Genomic DNA, 19,626 nt, shown 5'->3' with positions numbered 1-19,626 from the left:
GTGGCCCGGCTTGCTACGGACCCGTTCAAGCGGCCGCCCACTCCATGGCCCGCCTCTTCCCATGTCCACTACCACGTGCGTCTTGCAATCGCCGAGCCATCTTCTTGGCGTTGAGCACCAGGCAGGTGAGCAGCACCTGAATCGCCGTCCGTTCCCGTCCCCGGTAACGGCTTCGCCCGAGGCCGTGCCACTGCTTGGCCTCCCCAAAGGTGCGCTCAATGACCGTTCGCACCCGCAAGGCCCGTTTCAGCCCCCGCGGCCGGTTCGCTTCCGTACCCGGATGCCAGTACAGCACCTTCCGCGTCTGGCTCCGGCTCAGGCAACGCCCCGCCCGGGGGCAGCCGCGGCAGGCTCGCTCGGAAAAGTACACCAGCCACCCCCCGCGCTGGTGCGGGCTCTGGCCGATGGAGCGGTGGCCCTCGGGACCGATCCACTGCCGGCGGCGCTTGTCGTACGTGAACCCTTGCTTGGGCAGCCTTTGCCTTTGCGTCCGCTGGGGGATGTACGGACGGATGCCTTGCCGAACGAGATCCTCCCTCAACCTCGTGGCGTCATACGCCTTGTCCGCCACCAGCCGCCGTGGCCGGAGCCCCTGGACGCGCGCTTGTTCCACCAGCGCCGGCGCCCCTTCGAGGTCGCTCGCGTTCCCCGCCGTCACCGTCGCCGCCAGCACATAGCCGGTCTCATCCGTCGCCAGATGCATCTTGTAGCCGAAAAAAGGCTTCTCCCGGCGCTGGTGTCCCCAACGCGCCTCCGGGTCCGCGTAGCTCGCCACCCGTTCGTCCTTCAGCACCCGCTCCACTTGCTTCCGTACGCGTCGCACCGCTGGCGCCTGGGCGGCTTGCCGCGACGTGATCGCCGCCAGCAAGGCTTCCGTCCATTCCTGTTCCGCTTGCAGCAGCTGATCCTGATCTTCATAGGTCGTGTCCGGCACCGGCTCGGCCAGCGCCTCCAGTTCCTTCGCCACCGGCGGCGCCGCCTGCCGGACGGCCTGGACCAGCCGCTGCCGCCCCTCCCGCAAAAGCTGCACCCGCGTGCGGGCGGCCGCATGGGCCACCACCGGGCTGGAGTCCATCACCAACCAGCGGCCTTTCAGGCATCCCTTCGCCCGCGCCTGCTCCACTAGCCGCTGCAGCAGCCGCTGCCACCGCTCCTCCCCCAACCGCTGCCGAAACCGCACCAGCGTCGTGTCGTCGGGAATCGCGTCCTCCCAGCCAATGCGACAGAAGTAGCGATAGAGGACGTTGTAGCGCAGCTGCTGGCAGACCTGCACGTCCGACAGGTTGGCCCACACCGCCAGGAAGAGGATGCGCACCAGCTGCTCCGGCGGATACGAAGGCCGGCCTTGATCGGCGCTGTACAGATCGGCCGTCTCTTCTTCGACGAACGAGAAATCGACGGCCCGGTCGATGTCCAGGAGGGGATGGTCCGCAGGCAGCATGTGCCCAAAGAGGATCTCATCGAAGAAGTTCCGCTGCTGATCCAACCGTCCCAACATGGTGCACCGGCCCCGGTTTCGGTATCGTCTCCATAGGGGTTTTTCGCTTTGCGTCCTGCCAGTCCTTGCCGAAAAAGCAAAGGAGTTTTTCAGAGCCCTCCTGGACGAGAGCTCTGCAAAACAGGCGGGAAGCTTAGCGCATGGGGCCGGAGAAGGTTGCCATCTACTGGATGGTACATGTGGCACTACAGGAGAGCGGCTCTTCCACTTGGTCCGGCTTCCTACGGGTGCCGACCTGCTCACGCAGCCGCCCGTTCCGGGAGCCGAGGCCCTTTTCGATGTCCACGCGCATCTTTGAATCGACAGGCCATCTTCTTGGCGTTGAGCACCAGGCAGGTCAGCAGCACCTGAATCGCCGTCCGTTCCCGCCCTCGGTAACGGCTCCGCCCCAGTCCGTGCCACTGCTTGGCCTCTCCAAAGGTGCGCTCGATGACCTTCCGCACGCGCAAGGCCCGTTTTAGCCCCCGCGGCCGGTTCGCTTCCGTGCCCGGATGCCAGTACAGCACCTTCCGCGTTTGGCTCCGGCTCAGACAACTCCCCGCCCGCGGGCAGACGCGGCAGGCTCGCTCGGAAAAGTACACCAGCCACCCCCCGCGCTGGTGCGGGCTCTGGCCGATGGAGCGGTGGCCCTCGGGACAGATCCATTGCCGGCGGCGTTGGTCGTATGTGAACCCTTGCTTGGGCAACCTTTGCCTTTGCGTCCGCTGGGGAATGTACGGGCGGATGCCCTGCCGAACAAGATCCTGCCTCAGACCACTGGCGTCGTACGCCTTGTCCGCCACCAGCCGCCGCGGCCGCAAGCCCTGGGCACGCGCTTGTTTCACCAGCGCCGGAGCCCCTTCGAGGTCGCTCGCGTTCCCCGCCGTCACCGTCGCCGCCAGCACAAAGCCGGTCTCATCCGTCGCCAGATGCATCTTGTACCCGAAAAAAGGCTTCTTCCGGCGCTGGTGCCCCCAACGCGCCTCCGGGTCGGCATAGCTCGCCACCCGTTCGTCCTTTAGCACCCGCTCCACTTGCTTCCGCACGCGCCGCACCGCTGGCGCCTGGGCGGCTTGCCGGGACGTGATCGCCGCCAACAAGGCCTCCGTCCGTTCCTGTTCCGCCTTCAGCAGCTGATCCTGATCTTCATAGGTCGCGTCCGGCACCGGCTCGGCCAGCGCCTCCAGCTCCTTCGCCACCGGCGGCGCCGCCTGCCGGACGGCTTGCAGCAGCCGCTGCCGCCCCTCCCGCAACAGCTGCACCCGCGTACGGGCCGCCGCATGGGCCACCACCGGGCTGGAGTCCATCACCAACCAGCGGCCTTTCAGACACCCCTTCGCCCGCGCCTGCTCCACCAGCCGCTGCAGCAGCCGCTGCCACCGCTCCTCCCCCAGTCGCTGCCGAAACCGCACCAGCGTCGTGTCGTCGGGAATCGCATCCTTCCAGCCGAGGCGGCAGAAGTAGCGATAGAGGACGTTGTAGCGAAGCTGCTGGCAAACCTGCACGTCCGACAGGTTGGCCCACACGGCCAGGAAGAGGATGCGCACCAGCTGCTCCGGCGGGTACGAAGGCCGGCCTTGATCGGCACTGTACCGATCGGCCGTCTCTTCCTCCACGAACGAGAAATCGACGGCCCGGTCGATGTCCAGGAGAGGGTGTTCCGCGGGCAGCATGTGGTCAAAGAGGAGCTCATCGAAGAAGTTCCGCTGTCGATCCAACCTTCCCAGCATGGTGCATCGGCCTCGGTTTCGGTATCGTCTCCATTAGGGATTCTTCGCTTTACGTCCTGCCAGTCCTTGCCGAAAAAGCAAAGGGGTTTTTCAGAGCTCTCTGGACGAGAGTTCTGAAAAACCGGCGGAAAGCTCAACCCATGGGGCCGAAGGGGGTTGCCAACGATTGGATGGGATACGTGGCACTACGGGTGATCGGCGCTGCAAGGTGGCCCGGCTTGCTACGGACCCGTTCAAGCGGCCGCCCACTCCATGGCCCGCCTCTTCCCATGTCCACTACCACGTGCGTCTTGCAATCGCCGAGCCATCTTCTTGGCGTTGAGCACCAGGCAGGTGAGCAGCACCTGAATCGCCGTCCGTTCCCGTCCCCGGTAACGGCTTCGCCCGAGGCCGTGCCACTGCTTGGCCTCCCCAAAGGTGCGCTCAATGACCGTTCGCACCCGCAAGGCCCGTTTCAGCCCCCGCGGCCGGTTCGCTTCCGTACCCGGATGCCAGTACAGCACCTTCCGCGTCTGGCTCCGGCTCAGGCAACGCCCCGCCCGGGGGCAGCCGCGGCAGGCTCGCTCGGAAAAGTACACCAGCCACCCCCCGCGCTGGTGCGGGCTCTGGCCGATGGAGCGGTGGCCCTCGGGACAGATCCACTGCCGGCGGCGCTTGTCGTACGTGAACCCTTGCTTGGGCAGCCTTTGCCTTTGCGTCCGCTGGGGGATGTACGGACGGATGCCTTGCCGAACGAGATCCTCCCTCAACCTCGTGGCGTCATACGCCTTGTCCGCCACCAGCCGCCGTGGCCGGAGCCCCTGGACGCGCGCTTGTTCCACCAGCGCCGGCGCCCCTTCGAGGTCGCTCGCGTTCCCCGCCGTCACCGTCGCCGCCAGCACAAAGCCGGTCTCATCCGTCGCCAGATGCATCTTGTAGCCGAAAAAAGGCTTCTTCTGGCGCTGGTGTCCCCAACGCGCCTCCGGGTCCGCGTAGCTCGCCACCCGTTCGTCCTTCAGCACCCGCTCCACTTGCTTCCGTACGCGTCGCACCGCCGGTGCCTTCGCGGCTTGCCGCGACGTGATCGCCGCCAGCAAGGCTTCCGTCCGTTCCTGTTCCGCTTGCAGCAGCTGATCCTGATCTTCATAGGTCGCGTCCGGCACCGGCTCGGCCAGCGCCTCCAGTTCCTTCGCCACCGGCGGCGCCGCCTGCCGGACGGCCTGGACCAGCCGCTGCCGCCCCTCCCGCAAAAGCTGCACCCGCGTGCGGGCGGCCGCATGGGCCACCACCGGGCTGGAGTCCATCACCAACCAGCGGCCTTTCAGGCATCCCTTCGCCCGCGCCTGCTCCACTAGCCGCTGCAGCAGCCGCTGCCACCGCTCCTCCCCCAACCGCTGCCGAAACCGCACCAGCGTCGTGTCGTCGGGAATCGCGTCCTCCCAGCCAAGGCGGCAGAAGTAGCGATAGAGGACGTTGTAGCGCAGCTGCTGGCAGACCTGCACGTCCGACAGGTTGGCCCACACCGCCAGGAAGAGGATGCGCACCAGCTGCTCCGGCGGATACGAAGGCCGGCCTTGATCGGCGCTGTACAGATCGGCCGTCTCTTCCTCCACGAACGAGAAATCGACAGCCCGGTCGATGTCCAGGAGGGGATGGTCCGCCGGCAGCATGTGGTTGAAGAGGATCTCATCGAAGAAGTTCCGCTGCTGATCCAACCGTCCCAACATGGTGCACCGGCCCCGGTTTCGGTATCGTCTCCATAGGGGTTTTTCGCTTTGCGTCCTGCCAGTCCTTGCCGAAAAAGCAAAGGAGTTTTTCAGAGCCCTCCTGGACTCGACTTTGACACCGTGATCCTTGAAAACCCTTGAAACACAAGGCTTTCTTGGGCACATGGGGGCCGCGTACCACTACACTACCCGGCGGGGGTCGTCTCAGGACGTGGCAGCGGTTGTACGCGGGCCGGGGGCCGCAGGCCCACGGCCTTGAAGGCCTCGTAGGCCTGCCCGACCAGCTCGGTGCGGGTCAGGTAGGCCTCGCCGTCCAGCTCCACGGCCACGGCGTGCAGCTGGGAGAGATCGTGGAGCACGTCCTCGTAGCTGACATCGGGGTTTTGCTGGCGGAGCTTGCGCAACAAGAGGCTCTCCAGGACCAGCGCCAGGAAGCAGACCATGACGTGCCCCCGCACCCGCCGCTCCGTCCAGTGGAACATGGGCCGCAAGTCCAGGGCAGACTTGAGGGTCCGGAAGGCGCGTTCGACCCGCCAGAGATCCTTGTACGCCCGCACCACGGCCTCCGGGTCGAGGTCGGTGTTGGTCCGCAGCAGGTACTTGCCGTCGTAGCGGGCCGCCCGCTTCACGGCATCGGTGTCGACCACCAGCGCGCCCTGGGGCAGGGCCTTGAGGTAACGGGCCAGGAGACGGTTCCGCAGGAGATCCTTGGCTTGGCCGCGTTCGATCCGCTGCTTCAGGTGCGCGAGGACCGCCTCCCGAGCCTGGCGGTCGTGCTCGGCCTGGAGGGGGTTGTAGCAGAGCACATAGCGCTGGCCTTGGTGGGTCACCTGCTTGATCTGGAGCTGGTCGTTCACCTTGCGATATCGTCCCGGCTGGCTCAAGACCGCCTCGGCCGCCCGGTGCCGGCGCAGGGGCATGCCGACGATGGACTCCATCCCGGCCTCCTCGATGGCCTGCAGGATCCGGCGGCTGACCATGCCCCGGTCGGCGACGAAGATCACCCGGCGCAGGTGGAAACGCCTCTTGAGGGCGTCCAGGACGGTCTCCACCGTGGCCTTGTCGGCGGTGTTGCCCGGGAAGACCTCGTGGGCGATGGGGTAACCGTCCCGGGTCATGAGCACGCCCACCACCAGCTGGGGCCGGTCCGGGCGCTTGTCCCGGGAATAGCCGTAGGCGGCCAAGCCCTCGGGCCCCCGGCCTTCGAAGTAGCTGGATGTACAATCCCACATGACTACGTCGACCTCGGTCCAGAACAGGTCGCGGGCCCGGGCGAAGAGGCGATCCTCGATCGCCTCCTTGTGCTCGGCCAACACATCCAGGGCGCGGTCGTAGTGGTGCAGTTCCAACTGCTCGGCTTGGGGCCGGTAGACGCCCTGAAGCCACTGGCGCACCAGACCACGCTTGGAGCAGGGGTCGGTGAGACGGTTGAGCACCATGGTGAAGACGGCCTCGGCCACGTCGAAGGCGAGCTGACGATCCTCCAGCAGGGCCTCGAAGGCCTTGTCCAGTTCGGCCTCTCGCCACAGCCTTTCGAAGATCAGCGCCGGTCCCCACTGCTTGGACCAGCGGACGTTCAGGCGCTCTGCCTGTTCTTCGAGCCGGCGCCAGGTGCTCTGAGAGAAGCGGGCCAGATTCTCGATGAGGGCATCGAGGCGGCCGTCCTGGAGGTCCTCCAGCCGACCCAGGGTCGCCACGACCCGCTGGCGGACGCGACCGTCCTGCCGCACGTTCTCCACGAGCTGGAGGTAGGTGCGGGTGGAGCCGTCCTTGTTCTTGAAGGTTTTCCGCCGAACAAACATGGCACCGTCATGATACGACATTGTTGCCTATATTTCAAGCGTTTCACGAATCAACGTGGCACTACACTTTTGGGCGCAAAAGAAGGGCCGCCCGCAGGAAACCCTTGCGACACGGGACTTCCTTGGGCGGCGTGGCACCGGAAACACCCCAAAACTGTCAAACTCGAGTTTTTCGGCTACAAGATGCATCTGGCGACGGATGAGACCGGCTTTGTGCTGGCGGCGACGGTGACGGCGGGGAACGCGAGCGACCTCGAAGGGGCGCCGGCGCTGGTGGAACAAGCGCGCGTCCAGGGGCTCCGGCCACGGCGGCTGGTGGCGGACAAGGCGTATGACGCCACGAGGTTGAGGGAGGATCTCGTTCGGCAAGGCATCCGTCCGTACATCCCCCAGCGGACGCAAAGGCAAAGGCTGCCCAAGCAAGGGTTCACGTACGACAAGCGCCGCCGGCAGTGGATCTGTCCCGAGGGCCACCGCTCCATCGGCCAGAGCCCGCACCAGCGCGGGGGGTGGCTGGTGTACTTTTCCGAGCGAGCCTGCCGCGGCTGCCCCCGGGCGGGGCGTTGCCTGAGCCGGAGCCAGACGCGGAAGGTGCTGTACTGGCATCCGGGTACGGAAGCGAACCGGCCGCGGGGGCTGAAACGGGCCTTGCGGGTGCGAACGGTCATTGAGCGCACCTTTGGGGAGGCCAAGCAGTGGCACGGCCTCGGGCGAAGCCGTTACCGGGGACGGGAACGGACGGCGATTCAGGTGCTGCTCACCTGCCTGGTGCTCAACGCCAAGAAGATGGCTCGGCGATTGCAAGACGCACGTGGTAGTGGACATGGGAAGAGGCGGGCCATGGAGTGGGCGGCCGCTTGAACGGGTCCGTAGCAAGCCGGGCCACCTTGCAGCGCCGATCACCTGTAGTGTCACGTATCCCATCCAATCGTTGGCAACCCCCTTCGGCCCCATGGGTTGAGCTTTCCGCCGGTTTTTCAGAACTCTCGTCTGGATCCCCGACCGGTTCGTCTTCGTCGAGCAGCTACCGCTGACCAGCGCGGGGAAGATCAACAAGGTGGCGCTGCGGCGGGAGCTGGTGGGGTAGGGACAGGGGTCCTCAAGCGCGGAACGGGCCAGGCTGTGAGCCTGGCCCGTTCCCCATGAACCCACCGGCGACATCACGATCGCGGGGTGTCAGGCTCGCGGGGTCTTGAGCCTTTCAAAGCCCTGCCGGATGACCGCCGCGATGAGCTTGCGTCGCTCTTGTAAGAAGTCATGGTAATCCATCTCGTACCATCGTTCCGGCAGGGCGTGCCACGTGTACATCTGACGCAGCTCTTCGGGGGAGAATCTCGCCTCGATTCTTGGCACGTATTCCGCCGGCGGCTTATCAGAAATCGTGATGTTGTCGCTCCATTCGATGAGAGCAAAGTTCGCCACCTGGTTGATCTCTCGTCGCTCGCGTACGCCAATCTTCTCGAGGTATTTCCTCGGGAAGAGGTGGTGCCGCTCTAATGCCGACTTCTTACCCTTCGTCGCGGGATCTAGCAGTTCGGTCACCTTCATCTGAGAGTACAACGCTGGCGCGTCCAGCAGGCATAGCGCCGCAAAGAAGGCGGACATGGCCGGGCTTTGTGCGGAGGCCGAGGCCAGCTCATTGGGCAATGTGATGTGCCAGTAGTCAGGGGTAAGGACAGAATCGATCTCCCGGTCTAATGCTGCGACGAATTCCTCCGGCGTGCGCAGGCCCCGAAGGAGCGCCAGGTCCTCTTCCATCGTTGATTCAGTCGAGCCCGTATACCGGCCCGTAAGCGACACCATGAAGAACCACCGAGCGATCGTTTCACGGAGGGTGTAAGGATCGACTCCGAAGTCCCGTTTCCCGATGAGATACATGGCGTAGCTATAGAGCACAGCGTTTTGCGAGGAGATCAGGCTCCGGTGGCGGTATCCGCTACGGACGAGGACCTTGAGAAAGTCGTGCCAGTTCTGAATGTCCAGGGCGTATTCCTGGGCATCACGAAGGATTGAGAACTGCCGGTCACGGCGCTCTTCGGAAAACTGCTTCGTCTCTAGATCCTTCCCTCGCAGCAACGAGTAGACATACTCCAGGCGGGCACGTCGGAAGCCCAGCGCCACGCTGACCCGCAGTAATTGGTCGGGAAAGGGTTGGAACAAGGGGTTGTAGGGTGACGGGGAGTTGCCTGCAGGGGGGTGCTGGGCTGCACGACAGAATTCCTCCAGCTGGGTGCGGCCTTCGTCCCAGAAGACAGACATGAGAGTGAGGATGAAGTCGGCTTGATTGAGGGCCTTGCCCTGGCTGTTGATGCGAACGAAGATGTCGGCGACCTGGTCCTCGTCGACACTTTGGGACAGTTCTAATGCCGTCAACGGGTAGTCCTTCAGCTCGTAGAGCTGGTCGATGTTCTCGATCATGCGATCCTCGTCAGCCTCGGAGACATCGCGTGCCTGGCGCAAGCGCGCCATGAATCTTTGCACGAATTTGCCCCGAGAGATCTCGCCTGCCCAGAGTTCGCTGATGTCCGGGATCCATTCTGGATCGCGCTCGATTGCCGTATTGGTTACCTCGAACCTCGCTGTGCGAGGATGAAAGGCAATGCGAATGCGGTCCGCCGTCTGGTCCTTCCTTCGCACCGGTACCCCTTTCATCACGGCGTACAGGGACGTCAAGCGTTGTTGCCCGTCGACAACCAAGAGCCGCGGAGCTTTTTGCTTCTGATTGGTGCCGATTTTACGATATTCGCCAGCCAAACCGTTTTCCCAGAATAGGAGGTAGCCGATCGGATAGCCGCGGTACATCGAGTCGAAGAGGTCGCGTACCTTGGCATTCGACCAGACGAAGGGCCGCTGGATGTCAGGCAGTGCGATTTCTCCAACGTGGATGTCTTCGACGAGCTTGCTGAGGGGATAGTCGACTTTTCGGAATAGAACCTGCGCCATCCACGTTCCTCCCATGGTTACCGAAGTTCCATTTGCTCCTGGAGGAAACGTACCGCGTTCGCATTACCTCAGGATACCACGCCCGTCATCGCCAGCACCACCAGCCTTACCTGCATTCGCCGAAATCCCGGGCCGGTGTGAGCCGAACGGGACGGGCGGTTCGTCCGCTTCGTGGCTCTGTTCTTCCAGGGGCGGTTCTCACGAGATTCGTCCCGGTGACTCTGGGGATGAAGGGAAGGCCACGTCGGCATCGCAGGAGGGGCCGATAGCGCCAGGAAACGACGGCGGAGGGAGGCAAGTCCCGCCGCTTCTCAGGAGGATGTTTCCGCCGCCCCTGGAATTAAACTGGAAAGGCCAACGGGGATGGGGGGGGTTTCCGTGGAACAGCGAGACGAACGGCGCCCCGTGCCCCTCCTGCGGGCCCTTGGCGGCATGCTGGCGAGCCCGGGGGCGACCTTCGCATCGTTCCCGGCCAGGCAGCCGTGGTTCGTCCCGCTCCTCCTCTTCAGCTTGATCGGCGCTGTGACGCAAGGGCTCGTCGCCGCTGTCATAGCGGAGGCGCTCGCCGCGCAGGCGGGGGATCTATCGCAGCAGGCCGGGCTGCCGGCGGGTGGGACCGGTAGCGTGGTGCAATTCGTCCGGTTGGTGTCCCTGGCAACCGGGATCGTGGTGGGTTTCTCTGGGCCGTTCTTTCAGGTGCTGGTGACCGCCTTCGTGGTGTGGGTGCTCGCGATGATCGTCCGCCAGCGGCTGCCCTTCGCGCAGTTGTTTTCCCTCGCTACCTATGCCTACCTCCCGCATGTCTTCGGGACGCTGGTCTTCACGCTGCTGGTGGTATCGGGCGCTTATGACCCCATGGCGACGCCCGGGGCTTGGCCGACCAGTCTCAGGGTCCTGATCCCCGCCGGGACCGGGGCGTTCCTGGCCGGTCTGGCCCAGCGCATCGAGCTGTTCGGCCTGTGGAGCAAGGTTCTTCTGGGGATCGGCCTGGCCGCGGCCGCGCGCCGTGCCTCGGGCTGGGGGATTGGCGTGGCCGTGGCAGGCTGGCTGCTGCTGGCCGTGGCGGGTTCGGCCCTGGGGAGCCTCGTGCCCGGACCCGGGAACTGGCCGGCAGCGACCGGGGGCGCCCCCGGGTTGGGCGGCGGGATCCCCCGTTAGACACGGACCATCGAGGCAGCCCATCCAGGTATTCCTCCTCAGCCATAGGGAGGCACTTCCTTGAGCTTCGGCGAGGCGTTCCGCGCGGCCTGGCAGGGCGTCTGGGCCCACAAGTTCCGCACCTTCCTGACCATGCTGGGGGTGGTCATCGGCGTCGCGGCGGTGATCGCCGTCGTCGCCATCGGTGAGGGGGCCCGCCACCAGATCGCCGCCACCCTGGAGGCCGCCGACGCCCAGGCCGTGCAGATCATGCCGGCGGACTTCGGCGAGTTCGGCGATCCCGCAAGCCTTCTCCGCGAGCCCCTTTTGGACCAGGTCCGCCGGCTGCCCGGGGTCCGGGCGGTGGTGACGGCCACCGTGACGGCGGCCAGGGCCCGGTACCGGGGCGAAGAGGTGGATCTCCTGGTGAGGGGGACCACTTTCGCCTACCCGCTGACGGATCCCCTGGAATTCGCAGCCGGGCGCTTCTGGTCCGAGGCCGACGACCGGGCGGCCCGGCGCGTCATCGTGCTGGACGAAATCGCCGTGGAAAGCCTGTTCCCCAGCGAGGCGCCGGCGGCGGTGTTGGGGCGGGTGGTGCGCCTGCAGGGGGTCCCCTATCGGGTCGTCGGGGTGACCCGGTCGTGGGTGTCTCCTGTTGCCGTCACCCTCGGCCCGGCAGCGGGCAACGGGCGCCAGGGCGCCGGTCATGTTCCCCTCTCCACCTGGCGCGGCCTGACCGGTGAGCCTCCCGCCTTCTCCTTCTTTGCCGTGGTCCCGGAAGCCGGGCAGGACAGAGATGCGGTGGCCCGGCGCGTGATCGCCCACCTGGAACGGGTGACGGGCAAGCGCGGGGCCTTCCGCACCTTCGACCTGTCCGAGCTGGCCGGCGCCATCGGCCAGGTGACCGCCCTCCTTACCATGGTGATCGGCTCCATCGCCGGCATCGCCCTCGTCGTCGGGGGCGTCGGCGTGATGAACATCATGCTGGTTTCCGTGACCGAGCGCACCCGTGAGATCGGCCTGCGGATGGCGCTGGGGGCCACCCGCGGCAACATCCTGCTCCAATTCCTGATCGAGGCGATGCTGATCACCGGGACGGGCGGGGTGATAGGGATCGGCCTCGGGACCGGTCTCGCCTGGGGAATCGCCGCCCTGGCCGGGTGGCCGCCCCGGGTGTCGGTCCTCACCGTGGTGGTGGCCGTGCTGTTCTCGCTCTTCGTGGGCGTGGTCTGCGGCATCTACCCGGCGAGGCGCGCGGCTCGTCTCGATCCTATGGAGGCGCTGCGCTATGAATAGGCGGCTACTGCGGCTCCTGCTGGCCTACCTGGTGCTGGCGGCGACGGCCGCAGGCATGATCTACGTGGCGGTCACCAAGTCCCGGCAGCCCGCCGGCCGGCCGGTGCAGGCGACCCACCCCCAGCGGCGGCTCATGGAGGACGTGGTCTACGCCAGCGGGCGCGTCAGCCCCCGCCGCCAGCAGCAGGTGATGCCGCAGCCGGGCCTGGCGGTGGAGTCGATCCCCGTGCAGCAGGGACAGGCGGTGAAGAAGGGCGACATGCTGGTCCGGTACGCCGCTGACGAGCTGGAGGCGCAGGTTCGCCAGGCGCAGCTGGCGCTGGAACGGGCCCGGCTGGAGCGCCAGCGGGCCCAGCGCCAGCTGCAGCGGGCGCGGGAGTGCGCCCGCCGCGCCGGGGCCCGCGGGGCCGGAGCCCGCGGGGGCCCCGGCCAGGGTGCTCAAGGCGCTCAAGGCGCTCAGGGCGCCGCCTGTGCCGGCGTGGTCCCGGAAGACGAGGCGGAACTCCAGCTGGAGCTGGCGGACCTCGGCGTGGAGCAGGCCCAATTGCAACTGGAGCAGGCCGAACGCGCTCTGGCCCGGGCGGAAGTCCGCAGCAACCTGGACGGCGTCGTGCTGCAGGTCACGGCCCCGGACGAGGCGGGAGGCGACCTCCAGGCGGTGGCGGGCGGTCCGCTGGTGACGGTGGGGGCGCTGGACGAACTGGTGGTGGATCTCGTCCTCTCCGAGCTGGACGGGGTGCGGGTTCGGCCGGGGCAGAAAGTCCGGATTCGCAGCGATGCCTTCCCGGAGCGGACCTGGGAAGGGAAGGTGGACCAGGTGGGGGATCTGGTCGTCACCCGGAGCGGGCTGGCCGGCCGGCAGGAAACCGGCGTGCCCGTCACCGTGGCGCTGCCCCGGGGAACGCCCCTCAAGCCCGGCTACACCGTCAATCTGGAGATCGTGGTGCGGGCGCAGCAGGTGCTGGCCGTGCCTGTGGCCGCCCTGGTGGGGAACGACGGCTCCGAGGTCTGGGTGGTGGAAGACGGTCGCGCGATGCGCCGCCGCGTCGAGCTGGGCGTGAGCGACGCGGAATGGGCCGAGGTCCGGTCGGGCCTGGAACCGGAAGATTGGGTCATCGTCGATCCCACCGCCGGCCTCAGGCCGGGAGAGGCCGTGCACGTGGTGGGCGAGGGGGCGGCACCCGCGACGACCGGGGTACCGGCAGGCACCCCGGCAACCGGCGATTCCACCGGGACCGGCGGCCCCGGTGGAGGCCGGCCGGGCGGGGCCGGAACGCCGGCGGGCCAGTGACGCGGGCAACGGCAACGACGGGCGGCCGGGGACGGGGCAGGGGACGGTGCCTCCACATGGCGCTGATCGAGCTCAAGGGCGTGGAGAAGGTCTACCGGATGGGCCAGGGGCTGGTGCGGGCCCTGGACGGGGTGGATCTCACCGTGGAAGAAGGGGAATTCACCGCGGTGATGGGCCCCTCGGGTTCAGGGAAATCCACGCTGATGCACATCATCGGTTGCCTGGACCGCCCCACCGCCGGTTCCTACCGGTTCATGGGACGGGAGGTGGCGGGGCTCGGCGAGACCGAGCTGGCCCGGCTGCGCAACCGGCAGTTCGGTTTCGTCTTCCAGCGTTTCTTCCTCCTGCCGCGCTACCGAGCCTGGGAGAACGTGGCCCTGCCCATGGCCTACGCGGGCGTCGGCCGCCGGGAGCGCAGGGAACGGGCGTGGGAGCTCTTGCGCCGGGTGGGCCTGGAAGGCCGGGAGGAGCACTTCCCTAACCAGCTGTCCGGGGGACAGCAGCAGCGGGTGGCCATCGCCCGGGCCCTGGCCAACCGGCCGGCGGTGCTGCTGGCCGACGAGCCCACGGGCAACCTGGACACCGCCTCGGGCGCCGAGATCCTCGCCCTCTTCGAGACCCTCCATCGTCAGGGGAGCACCATCCTGCTGGTCACCCACGACCGGGCCGTGGCCGAGCGGGCCCGCCGCATCCTCCACCTCCGGGACGGCCGGATCTGGCGGGACGAGCGGCGGGGGTAGCGGGCTGGTCGCGGGCTGCCTCCCCTTGCCGCCCGGGGCCGCGGGATCGGACGCCGGGTTTTGTGAGGGAGGAACCCTTCACCGGCTCCGCCTACCCAACCCTGCTCCGTACCGCCATTGGGGGGATGATCCGGGCGTAGCTGGATTCCGCGGAGTTCAGCAACCCCGCGACGGCCAGGCCGGCGGAGAGGAGCAGGTAGACCAGGGCGCCGCCCATTCTCGCCCAGGGCCCCAACTCCCCGGCCAGCCAGGCTACCAGCCACATCCCACCCAGGCCGGCCAGGTTGGCCAGCAGCGCCAGCAGGGGACGGAGCCGGTCACCGTGGGCCTCCTTGGGGTTCGTCCAGTCCAGGCGGGGGGCCTCCAGTTCCAGGGCCAGGCCGGTGGCGCTGGCGGCGGTGACCGCCAGGCCGGTCCCCAGGAGCCAGGCCGTCCACCCTGCGGCGTTCCACCCCGCCTGCAGGCCGGCCAGGATTCCCGCCGGGACACTTGCCACCAGTGCGGCCCCGGCTTTGAAGACCAGCTTGGCAGCAAGCTGCAGGCGAGGAGGGACGGGGACGACGCGGGAGAGCCAGAAGGCCCGGCCTTCCCGGCTGACGGCTCCGAGACCGGTGAGGCCGTAGGTCGCCATCACGCACATGGTGATGGCGGTGAGGACGCTCCCGCCCAGTGCCCACGTGACGAGGCCGGCGCCGGCGGGTTCCCTGTAGAGTTCGAAGACGGAGGTCGAGCGGCCCGGGCCCAGGAGGACCATGGGGACCACGATGGCGGACACCAGGCTGTAGCTGAAAAAGGCGGGCGTCCGCAACAGGAGGACCGCTTCCCGCCAGACCAGCGCCCGGAAGGGCGAGCGGGCCGGAGCGAGGACCGCGTGCCGGGGGGCCAGGGGCACGGCCCGGTCGCGGAACGTTCCCCCCGTGGCCGTGAGGCCCTTCTGGAAGACCCCCTCGGACAGGGTTACCGCCACCGCCCATCCGGCCACGGCCGTCAGCCCGAGCCGGGCCAGGTCCGGGGCGCCGCCGGCCGGCGTGCCGGCACGGAGAGCCCGGGCGGCCCAGGCCAGGGGGGGCACGTAATCGGCGACGAACCCTGCCAGGGCGATGGCGGCCCGCGCCACCGGATCCAGCGTGCCCGGCCCGCGGGGCGCGGGCGAGCCCCACGTGTCGTAAAGGGCGGCCATCGACAGGCCCACGGCAATCAGGCCGGCGATGGCCATCAGCCCCTCCCGCCGGCGTCCGGGACCCAGCACGGGGATCAGCACCCGTGACAGCACCGCGGCCACGCCCAGCCCGGGAAAGGGCAAGAGCAGATAGACCAGCAGGCCCTTGAGCCAGAAGAGCCAGCGGGCGGGTTCGTGGAGGCCCTGTTCGTTCAGGCCATAGACGATGAGGAACGGGGTGAACAGCAGGAGCGCCAGCCACTGGTGAACCGCCGCGGCGGCCAGCTTGGCCGCCACCACGCTCCGGGCCGGCACGGGAAGGCGGGCCAGCAGCGCCAGGTCCCTCCCGGCGTACACGGACGACTGGATGGCCTCGACCCCCATCATGACCCCTACGGTGGCCGCGGCCACGAAGAAGACGGCCAGCAAGGCCTCCCCCTGGCCGGCCAGCCGAAGGTCGCCATCAAGCTCCCGAGCGATCCACCCGATGAACGCCAGCACCGGGACATACCCGCAGATGGACAGGAGGAACAGGCCCCACTCCTCACCGTCCACCCGCTCCTTGTCCCGACCGGCCAGGGCACGGGGGATGATGGGCAGGGTCGCCAGGACTTGCACCCGGCACAGGGTCCACCAGGCACGCCAGTCGGCCGCCCGAGCGACGCGGTGCCCCTTGACGGGCGAGTCCTCGGGCTCCCGCCAGTGCTTCCGATGCATGGTCGTTCAGCTCCGGGAACGGGTCGAGGCCGTCAGGCGCCCGGATCCTGTAGCATTCCGGGCGCGTCATGGTCGGGTGAAATGGAAATTTTCTTGGTCATACAGAGATTTCCTTCTGTCCACGTGCTGTCCTTCGCGGCCTGCCGAGAGGCCATCCCTCTTGGGGAGGTCATGCATCCTTCCTCGGGAGCTGGGCAATTCGACCCTCATCGCGGTGGACGTGAAAGGGGCGGGGCGCTCTCGCGCCCCGCCCCTGAATGCCTCATGGCCCATGCCTCGTACCCCTGGTGCCTCATGCCTCACGCTGTGTGGGGCCTTGCCGTGTGGATTAACCCATGTCGGGCCGGGTCCCTTGCCGCAGTCTGTGCCGCCCACGCCCTTGGTAATCAGCTCGCCCCGGCCTGGTCCGGAGACTCCCTCGGCTGCTGCACGATCAAGACGGGAAGCTTACTGTGACGCAACACGTACTCGCTGACGCTACCGAGGAGGACCTCCTGCAGCCGGCCCAGGCCCCGGCGCCCCATGATGATCAGCTCGTAGCCACCTGCATGGGCATAGCGGCAGATCTCCTCGCCGGGAGCGCCCACGGCCACGTCCACATCGGCCGCGATGCCCGCCTCCGCCAGCCACTGCCGGGCCTCCTCCAGTTCCGCCCGTGCGTTGGCCTCGCCCAGGAGCAACACGTCGTCGCCGGCCCCTACGGGGGGAACGAAGGGATTGTTCAGGGCGGGGGGCACGGGCGGTGCCAACACGTGGAGCACGGTGATGCGGGTGCCGGTGCGGCCGGCGAAGAGATCCCGTGCCGCCCGGGCCAGCCGCATCCCGTCTTCCTTGCCATCGGCGGCCACCAGCACCTTGCGGTACATCGGCTCACCCCCATCTCCTCGTCGTGCCCGGCCGGCCACCGCTGCGGATTCTCGGGCCGGGCGCGGCCGGCGGCCGACCTGGCCGGGGCCCGTAACGGCACCCTGCAGCACGGCGGAGTCCGTGGCCCCGCCACGTGGTCCCGTCTTCCGCGCCACGGTGCCGGGCAGCGCCTGCCTCTACTTTAACTGTCGGGGAGCAACCTGAGTGCCCGCTGTGGGGTCGCCAACTCCGACCTGAGGATCAGGCACAGGTGGTATCTCGCCCGGCAGGGCCGGGGTTCCCACGGGCTGGTCGCGATTAAATTTCGAACACAGAACGAAAGGAATTAGGTCGCCGCTGCCGAATACTCGCGGTGTGAAGATCGAATATCGGTAGAAGCGATCGGGTCACGGGAAGGGATGAACGAATTTGGAACTCAAGGATATCCTTTCTCCCCAGCTGGTCCGTCTCGGGGTACGGGCCGGCGACTGGCGGGAAGCCGTCATGGAAGCGGGGCGGCTGCTGGTCGCCGGGGGCATCGCGACCCCCCGGTACGTCGAGGCCATGATCCGGACCGCGGAGACCCTGGGGCCGTACATGGTGATCGCTCCGGGCATCGCCATGCCCCATGCCCGGCCCGAGGACGGGGTGTCCCGCACCGGGATGGCGTTCGTCCGGCTCGACGTTCCCGTCGCGTTCGGTCACGGCGCCAACGATCCGGTGGACCTGGTCATCCCCCTGGCCGCCGTGAACCACGACGCCCACGTCATGGCCATGGCCCAGCTTGCGGAACAGCTTTCGAACCCGGAGACGCTGCGCCGGGTACGGGCGGCCGCGACACCCGACGAAGCCTGGCGAGCGTTGACGGGGGTCGAGGAGGGCGCGGGAAGGGGGTGAGCACCTTGCGGATCGTCACCGTGTGCGGGATGGGCTTCGGCACCAGCCTGATGCTCAAGATCGCCGTCGAGGGGATCTTGCGCAAGCACGGGTTGCGCGCGGAAGTGATCGCCTGGGATCTGGGGAGCGTCAAGGGGCAGCCCGCCGACGTGCTGGTCACGTCCCGGGACCTGGAGCGGCACCTTGCGGGCACCCCGGCCCGGCTGGTCCTCATCGACAACCTGACCGACAAGGCGGAGCTCGAGCAGAAACTGCTGCCGGTCCTCCAGGCTCTGCAGCACGACGGGGGTCAGCACGGGATGTAGTGCGGCCGCACGCCCGGGGCAGCGGACCGGGCGACCAGGATCCCGAGAGGGGAGGACGTACGATGCTCCGGTTCATCGTCGATCTATTCAGCACGCCGGCGCTGGTCATCGGGTTGGTGGCGTTGATCGGCCTCCTGGCGCAACGGAAGTCCCTCAACGACGTGGTGAACGGGACGCTCAAGGCGACGCTCGGTTTCGTCATCATCGGGGGCGGCGCCGGCATCATCGTCCAGGCCCTGACGCCGATCCAGGAGATGCTGCTCCGCGCTTTCAAGCTTGAGGGATTCGTCCCCTTCGACGAGCTGGTCGTGGCGGGAGTCGCGGCCCAGTTGGGGCGCGAGACCGCCCTGATCCTCGCCTTCGGATTCCTGATCAATCTCTTGCTGGCTCGCGTCACGCCGTGGAAGTATGTCTACCTCACCGGACACATGCTCTGGATCCATGCCGGGGCGTGGGCCATCCTCTTGCATTCCATGGGCATCCAGGGTGCCGCCAACATCGCCATCGGCGCGGTCATCCAGGGCTTGTACACCACGTTCTTCCCGGCGCTGGCTCAGCCCATCGTGCGGCGCATCACGGACAGTGACCAGATCGCCTTTGGCCACGGCCAGACCGTCCTGGCGGTGGCCGGGGCGCACATCGCCCGTCTCTTCGGCCGCCCCGAGGACAGCGCCGAGTCGATCCGGGTCTCCGATCGGTGGGCCGTCCTGCGGGACATGGCCGTGTCCATGTCCCTCATCATGACGGCGGTGTCCGTGATCGCGGCGCTGTACGCGGGCCGGTCCTATGTGGAGGCGGAGCTGTCCCAGGGTAAGAACTACATCATCTTTGCGCTCTTGCAGGCCCTCACCTTTACCGGTGGCGTGCTGGTGCTCATGCAGGGCGTGCGCATGTTCATCTCCGAGATCGTTCCCGCCTTCCAGGGCATCAGCGAGCGCCTGGTGCCGGGGGCCCGGCCGGCGCTGGACTGCCCCGTCATCTACCCGTACGCGCCCAACTCCCTGATGATCGGGTTGATCACGGGGACGGTGGCGCAGGCGCTGGTGATCCCGCTGATCATCGCGCTCAAGTTGCCGGTGCCCATTCCCAGCATGATCGTGGCCTTCTTTGCCAGCGGCACCGGCGCCATCTTCGGCAACGCCCTGGCGGGGCGCCGCGGCGCGGTCTTCGGCGGGTTCTTCTGGTCCTTCGCCGGGTTCCTCCTCTCGTCCTGGGCCTACGCCACCCATCTCTTCGGGGACCTGAACGCCCTGGGGGCGTCGGGTGTGGGCTTCGTGGTGCCCGACGCCATCGTGATCGCCGCCGTCGTGAAGTTCCTGTTTGGCCTCGCGGGCATCGGCGGCTAAGGGGCCCGAGGCGCGGAGAGGAAGGGGAGGACCTGCCGGCGGTACCCGCACCGTGCGGACCGCGGGGTAGCGGTACGGGGGCGCCGGGCGCAGGCTGCACTGGGCCCGGTGCCCCTGAGCCGGCAGGTGCCCGCGAGGAACGGAGCCGCCCGCGGCCTCCACGGACGGCCGGCCCACGCCGGGCGCCCGTGGAGTGCGGGCCCGGGGGCCCGGTAACGGGGTTCCGGGAAG

The 19,626-nt window shown here is 67.7% G+C and carries 15 protein-coding genes; 8 read left to right on the top strand and 7 right to left on the bottom strand.

The genetic code is table 11. The annotated features are described in order from the left end of the window. Positions 1–25: 25 nt before the first annotated feature. From Q5761_RS09665 to Q5761_RS09650, 4 genes are all read right to left on the bottom strand, one after another. A complete protein-coding gene (locus Q5761_RS09665; RefSeq protein WP_318750441.1) occupies positions 26–1,498 on the bottom strand; it encodes an IS1182 family transposase in 1,473 nt (490 codons plus the stop codon). 239 nt (positions 1,499–1,737) lie between these two features. Beyond that, the gene (locus tag Q5761_RS09660; RefSeq protein ID WP_318750251.1) at positions 1,738–3,207 is read right to left on the bottom strand and encodes an IS1182 family transposase; all 1,470 of its coding nucleotides are present in this window, start codon (positions 3,205–3,207) and stop codon (positions 1,738–1,740) included. 233 nt (positions 3,208–3,440) lie between these two features. Beyond that, positions 3,441–4,913 carry an IS1182 family transposase gene (locus Q5761_RS09655; protein ID WP_318750327.1) on the bottom strand — a complete coding sequence of 491 codons (1,473 nt, stop codon included), beginning with the start codon at positions 4,911–4,913 and terminating at the stop codon, positions 3,441–3,443. A 185-nt stretch (positions 4,914–5,098) separates the two neighbouring features. Then, positions 5,099–6,715, bottom strand: coding sequence for an IS1634 family transposase (locus tag Q5761_RS09650; protein WP_318750440.1), 1,617 nt, complete (start codon positions 6,713–6,715; stop codon positions 5,099–5,101). 9 nt (positions 6,716–6,724) lie between these two features. Here Q5761_RS09650 and Q5761_RS09645 point away from each other — a divergent pair, with 9 nt between their 5' ends. Beyond that, positions 6,725–7,576, top strand: coding sequence for a transposase (locus Q5761_RS09645; RefSeq protein ID WP_318750439.1), 852 nt, complete (start codon positions 6,725–6,727; stop codon positions 7,574–7,576). Positions 7,577–7,891: 315 nt separating this feature from the next. On the opposite strand, the gene Q5761_RS09640 is transcribed toward Q5761_RS09645, so the two are convergent. After that, on the bottom strand, positions 7,892–9,658 hold the full coding sequence (locus Q5761_RS09640; RefSeq protein WP_318750438.1) for a DUF262 domain-containing protein: 1,767 nt from the start codon (positions 9,656–9,658) through the stop codon (positions 7,892–7,894). Between the two features lie 378 nt (positions 9,659–10,036). On the opposite strand from Q5761_RS09640, the gene Q5761_RS09635 reads away from it, so the two are divergent. From Q5761_RS09635 to Q5761_RS09620, 4 genes are read left to right on the top strand one after another with little or no spacing between them, the layout of a single operon-like run. After that, complete coding sequence (locus tag Q5761_RS09635) at positions 10,037–10,816, top strand: YIP1 family protein (RefSeq protein ID WP_318750437.1); 780 nt, start codon at positions 10,037–10,039, stop codon at positions 10,814–10,816. A gap of 60 nt (positions 10,817–10,876) precedes the next feature. Continuing rightward, a complete protein-coding gene (locus tag Q5761_RS09630; protein WP_318750436.1) occupies positions 10,877–12,094 on the top strand; it encodes an ABC transporter permease in 1,218 nt (405 codons plus the stop codon). After that, positions 12,087–13,385: an efflux RND transporter periplasmic adaptor subunit gene (locus Q5761_RS09625; protein WP_318750435.1), complete on the top strand. Its 1,299-nt coding sequence runs from the start codon at positions 12,087–12,089 to the stop codon at positions 13,383–13,385. The genes Q5761_RS09630 and Q5761_RS09625 overlap by 8 nt, the downstream gene beginning before the upstream one ends. A gap of 56 nt (positions 13,386–13,441) precedes the next feature. Further along, positions 13,442–14,125, top strand: coding sequence for an ABC transporter ATP-binding protein (locus Q5761_RS09620; RefSeq protein ID WP_318750434.1), 684 nt, complete (start codon positions 13,442–13,444; stop codon positions 14,123–14,125). A gap of 91 nt (positions 14,126–14,216) precedes the next feature. Here the strand turns inward: Q5761_RS09620 and Q5761_RS09615 are convergent, their stop codons facing one another. Beyond that, positions 14,217–16,001: a putative ABC transporter permease subunit gene (locus tag Q5761_RS09615; protein ID WP_318750433.1), complete on the bottom strand. Its 1,785-nt coding sequence runs from the start codon at positions 15,999–16,001 to the stop codon at positions 14,217–14,219. 386 nt (positions 16,002–16,387) lie between these two features. Then, a complete protein-coding gene (locus Q5761_RS09610) occupies positions 16,388–16,867 on the bottom strand; it encodes a universal stress protein (RefSeq protein WP_318750432.1) in 480 nt (159 codons plus the stop codon). A gap of 409 nt (positions 16,868–17,276) precedes the next feature. On the opposite strand from Q5761_RS09610, the gene Q5761_RS09605 reads away from it, so the two are divergent. The 3 genes from Q5761_RS09605 (at position 17,277) to Q5761_RS09595 (ending at position 19,395) form a co-directional block, all read left to right on the top strand. After that, positions 17,277–17,744, top strand: coding sequence for a PTS sugar transporter subunit IIA (locus tag Q5761_RS09605; RefSeq protein ID WP_318750431.1), 468 nt, complete (start codon positions 17,277–17,279; stop codon positions 17,742–17,744). After that, positions 17,741–18,049: a PTS sugar transporter subunit IIB gene (locus Q5761_RS09600; protein ID WP_318750430.1), complete on the top strand. Its 309-nt coding sequence runs from the start codon at positions 17,741–17,743 to the stop codon at positions 18,047–18,049. Before Q5761_RS09605 ends, Q5761_RS09600 begins: the two co-directional genes overlap by 4 nt. Before the next feature lie 62 nt (positions 18,050–18,111). Further along, positions 18,112–19,395: a PTS ascorbate transporter subunit IIC gene (locus Q5761_RS09595; RefSeq protein WP_318750429.1), complete on the top strand. Its 1,284-nt coding sequence runs from the start codon at positions 18,112–18,114 to the stop codon at positions 19,393–19,395. Positions 19,396–19,626 lie beyond the last annotated feature (231 nt).

Origin of the sequence: Thermaerobacter composti, from assembly GCF_033582035.1 — a bacterium.
Classification (GTDB): domain Bacteria; phylum Bacillota; class Sulfobacillia; order Thermaerobacterales; family Thermaerobacteraceae; genus Thermaerobacter; species Thermaerobacter composti.
The sequence above is the reverse complement of the archived record's forward strand: the minus strand, read 5'-3'. Positions and strand labels throughout refer to the sequence as shown.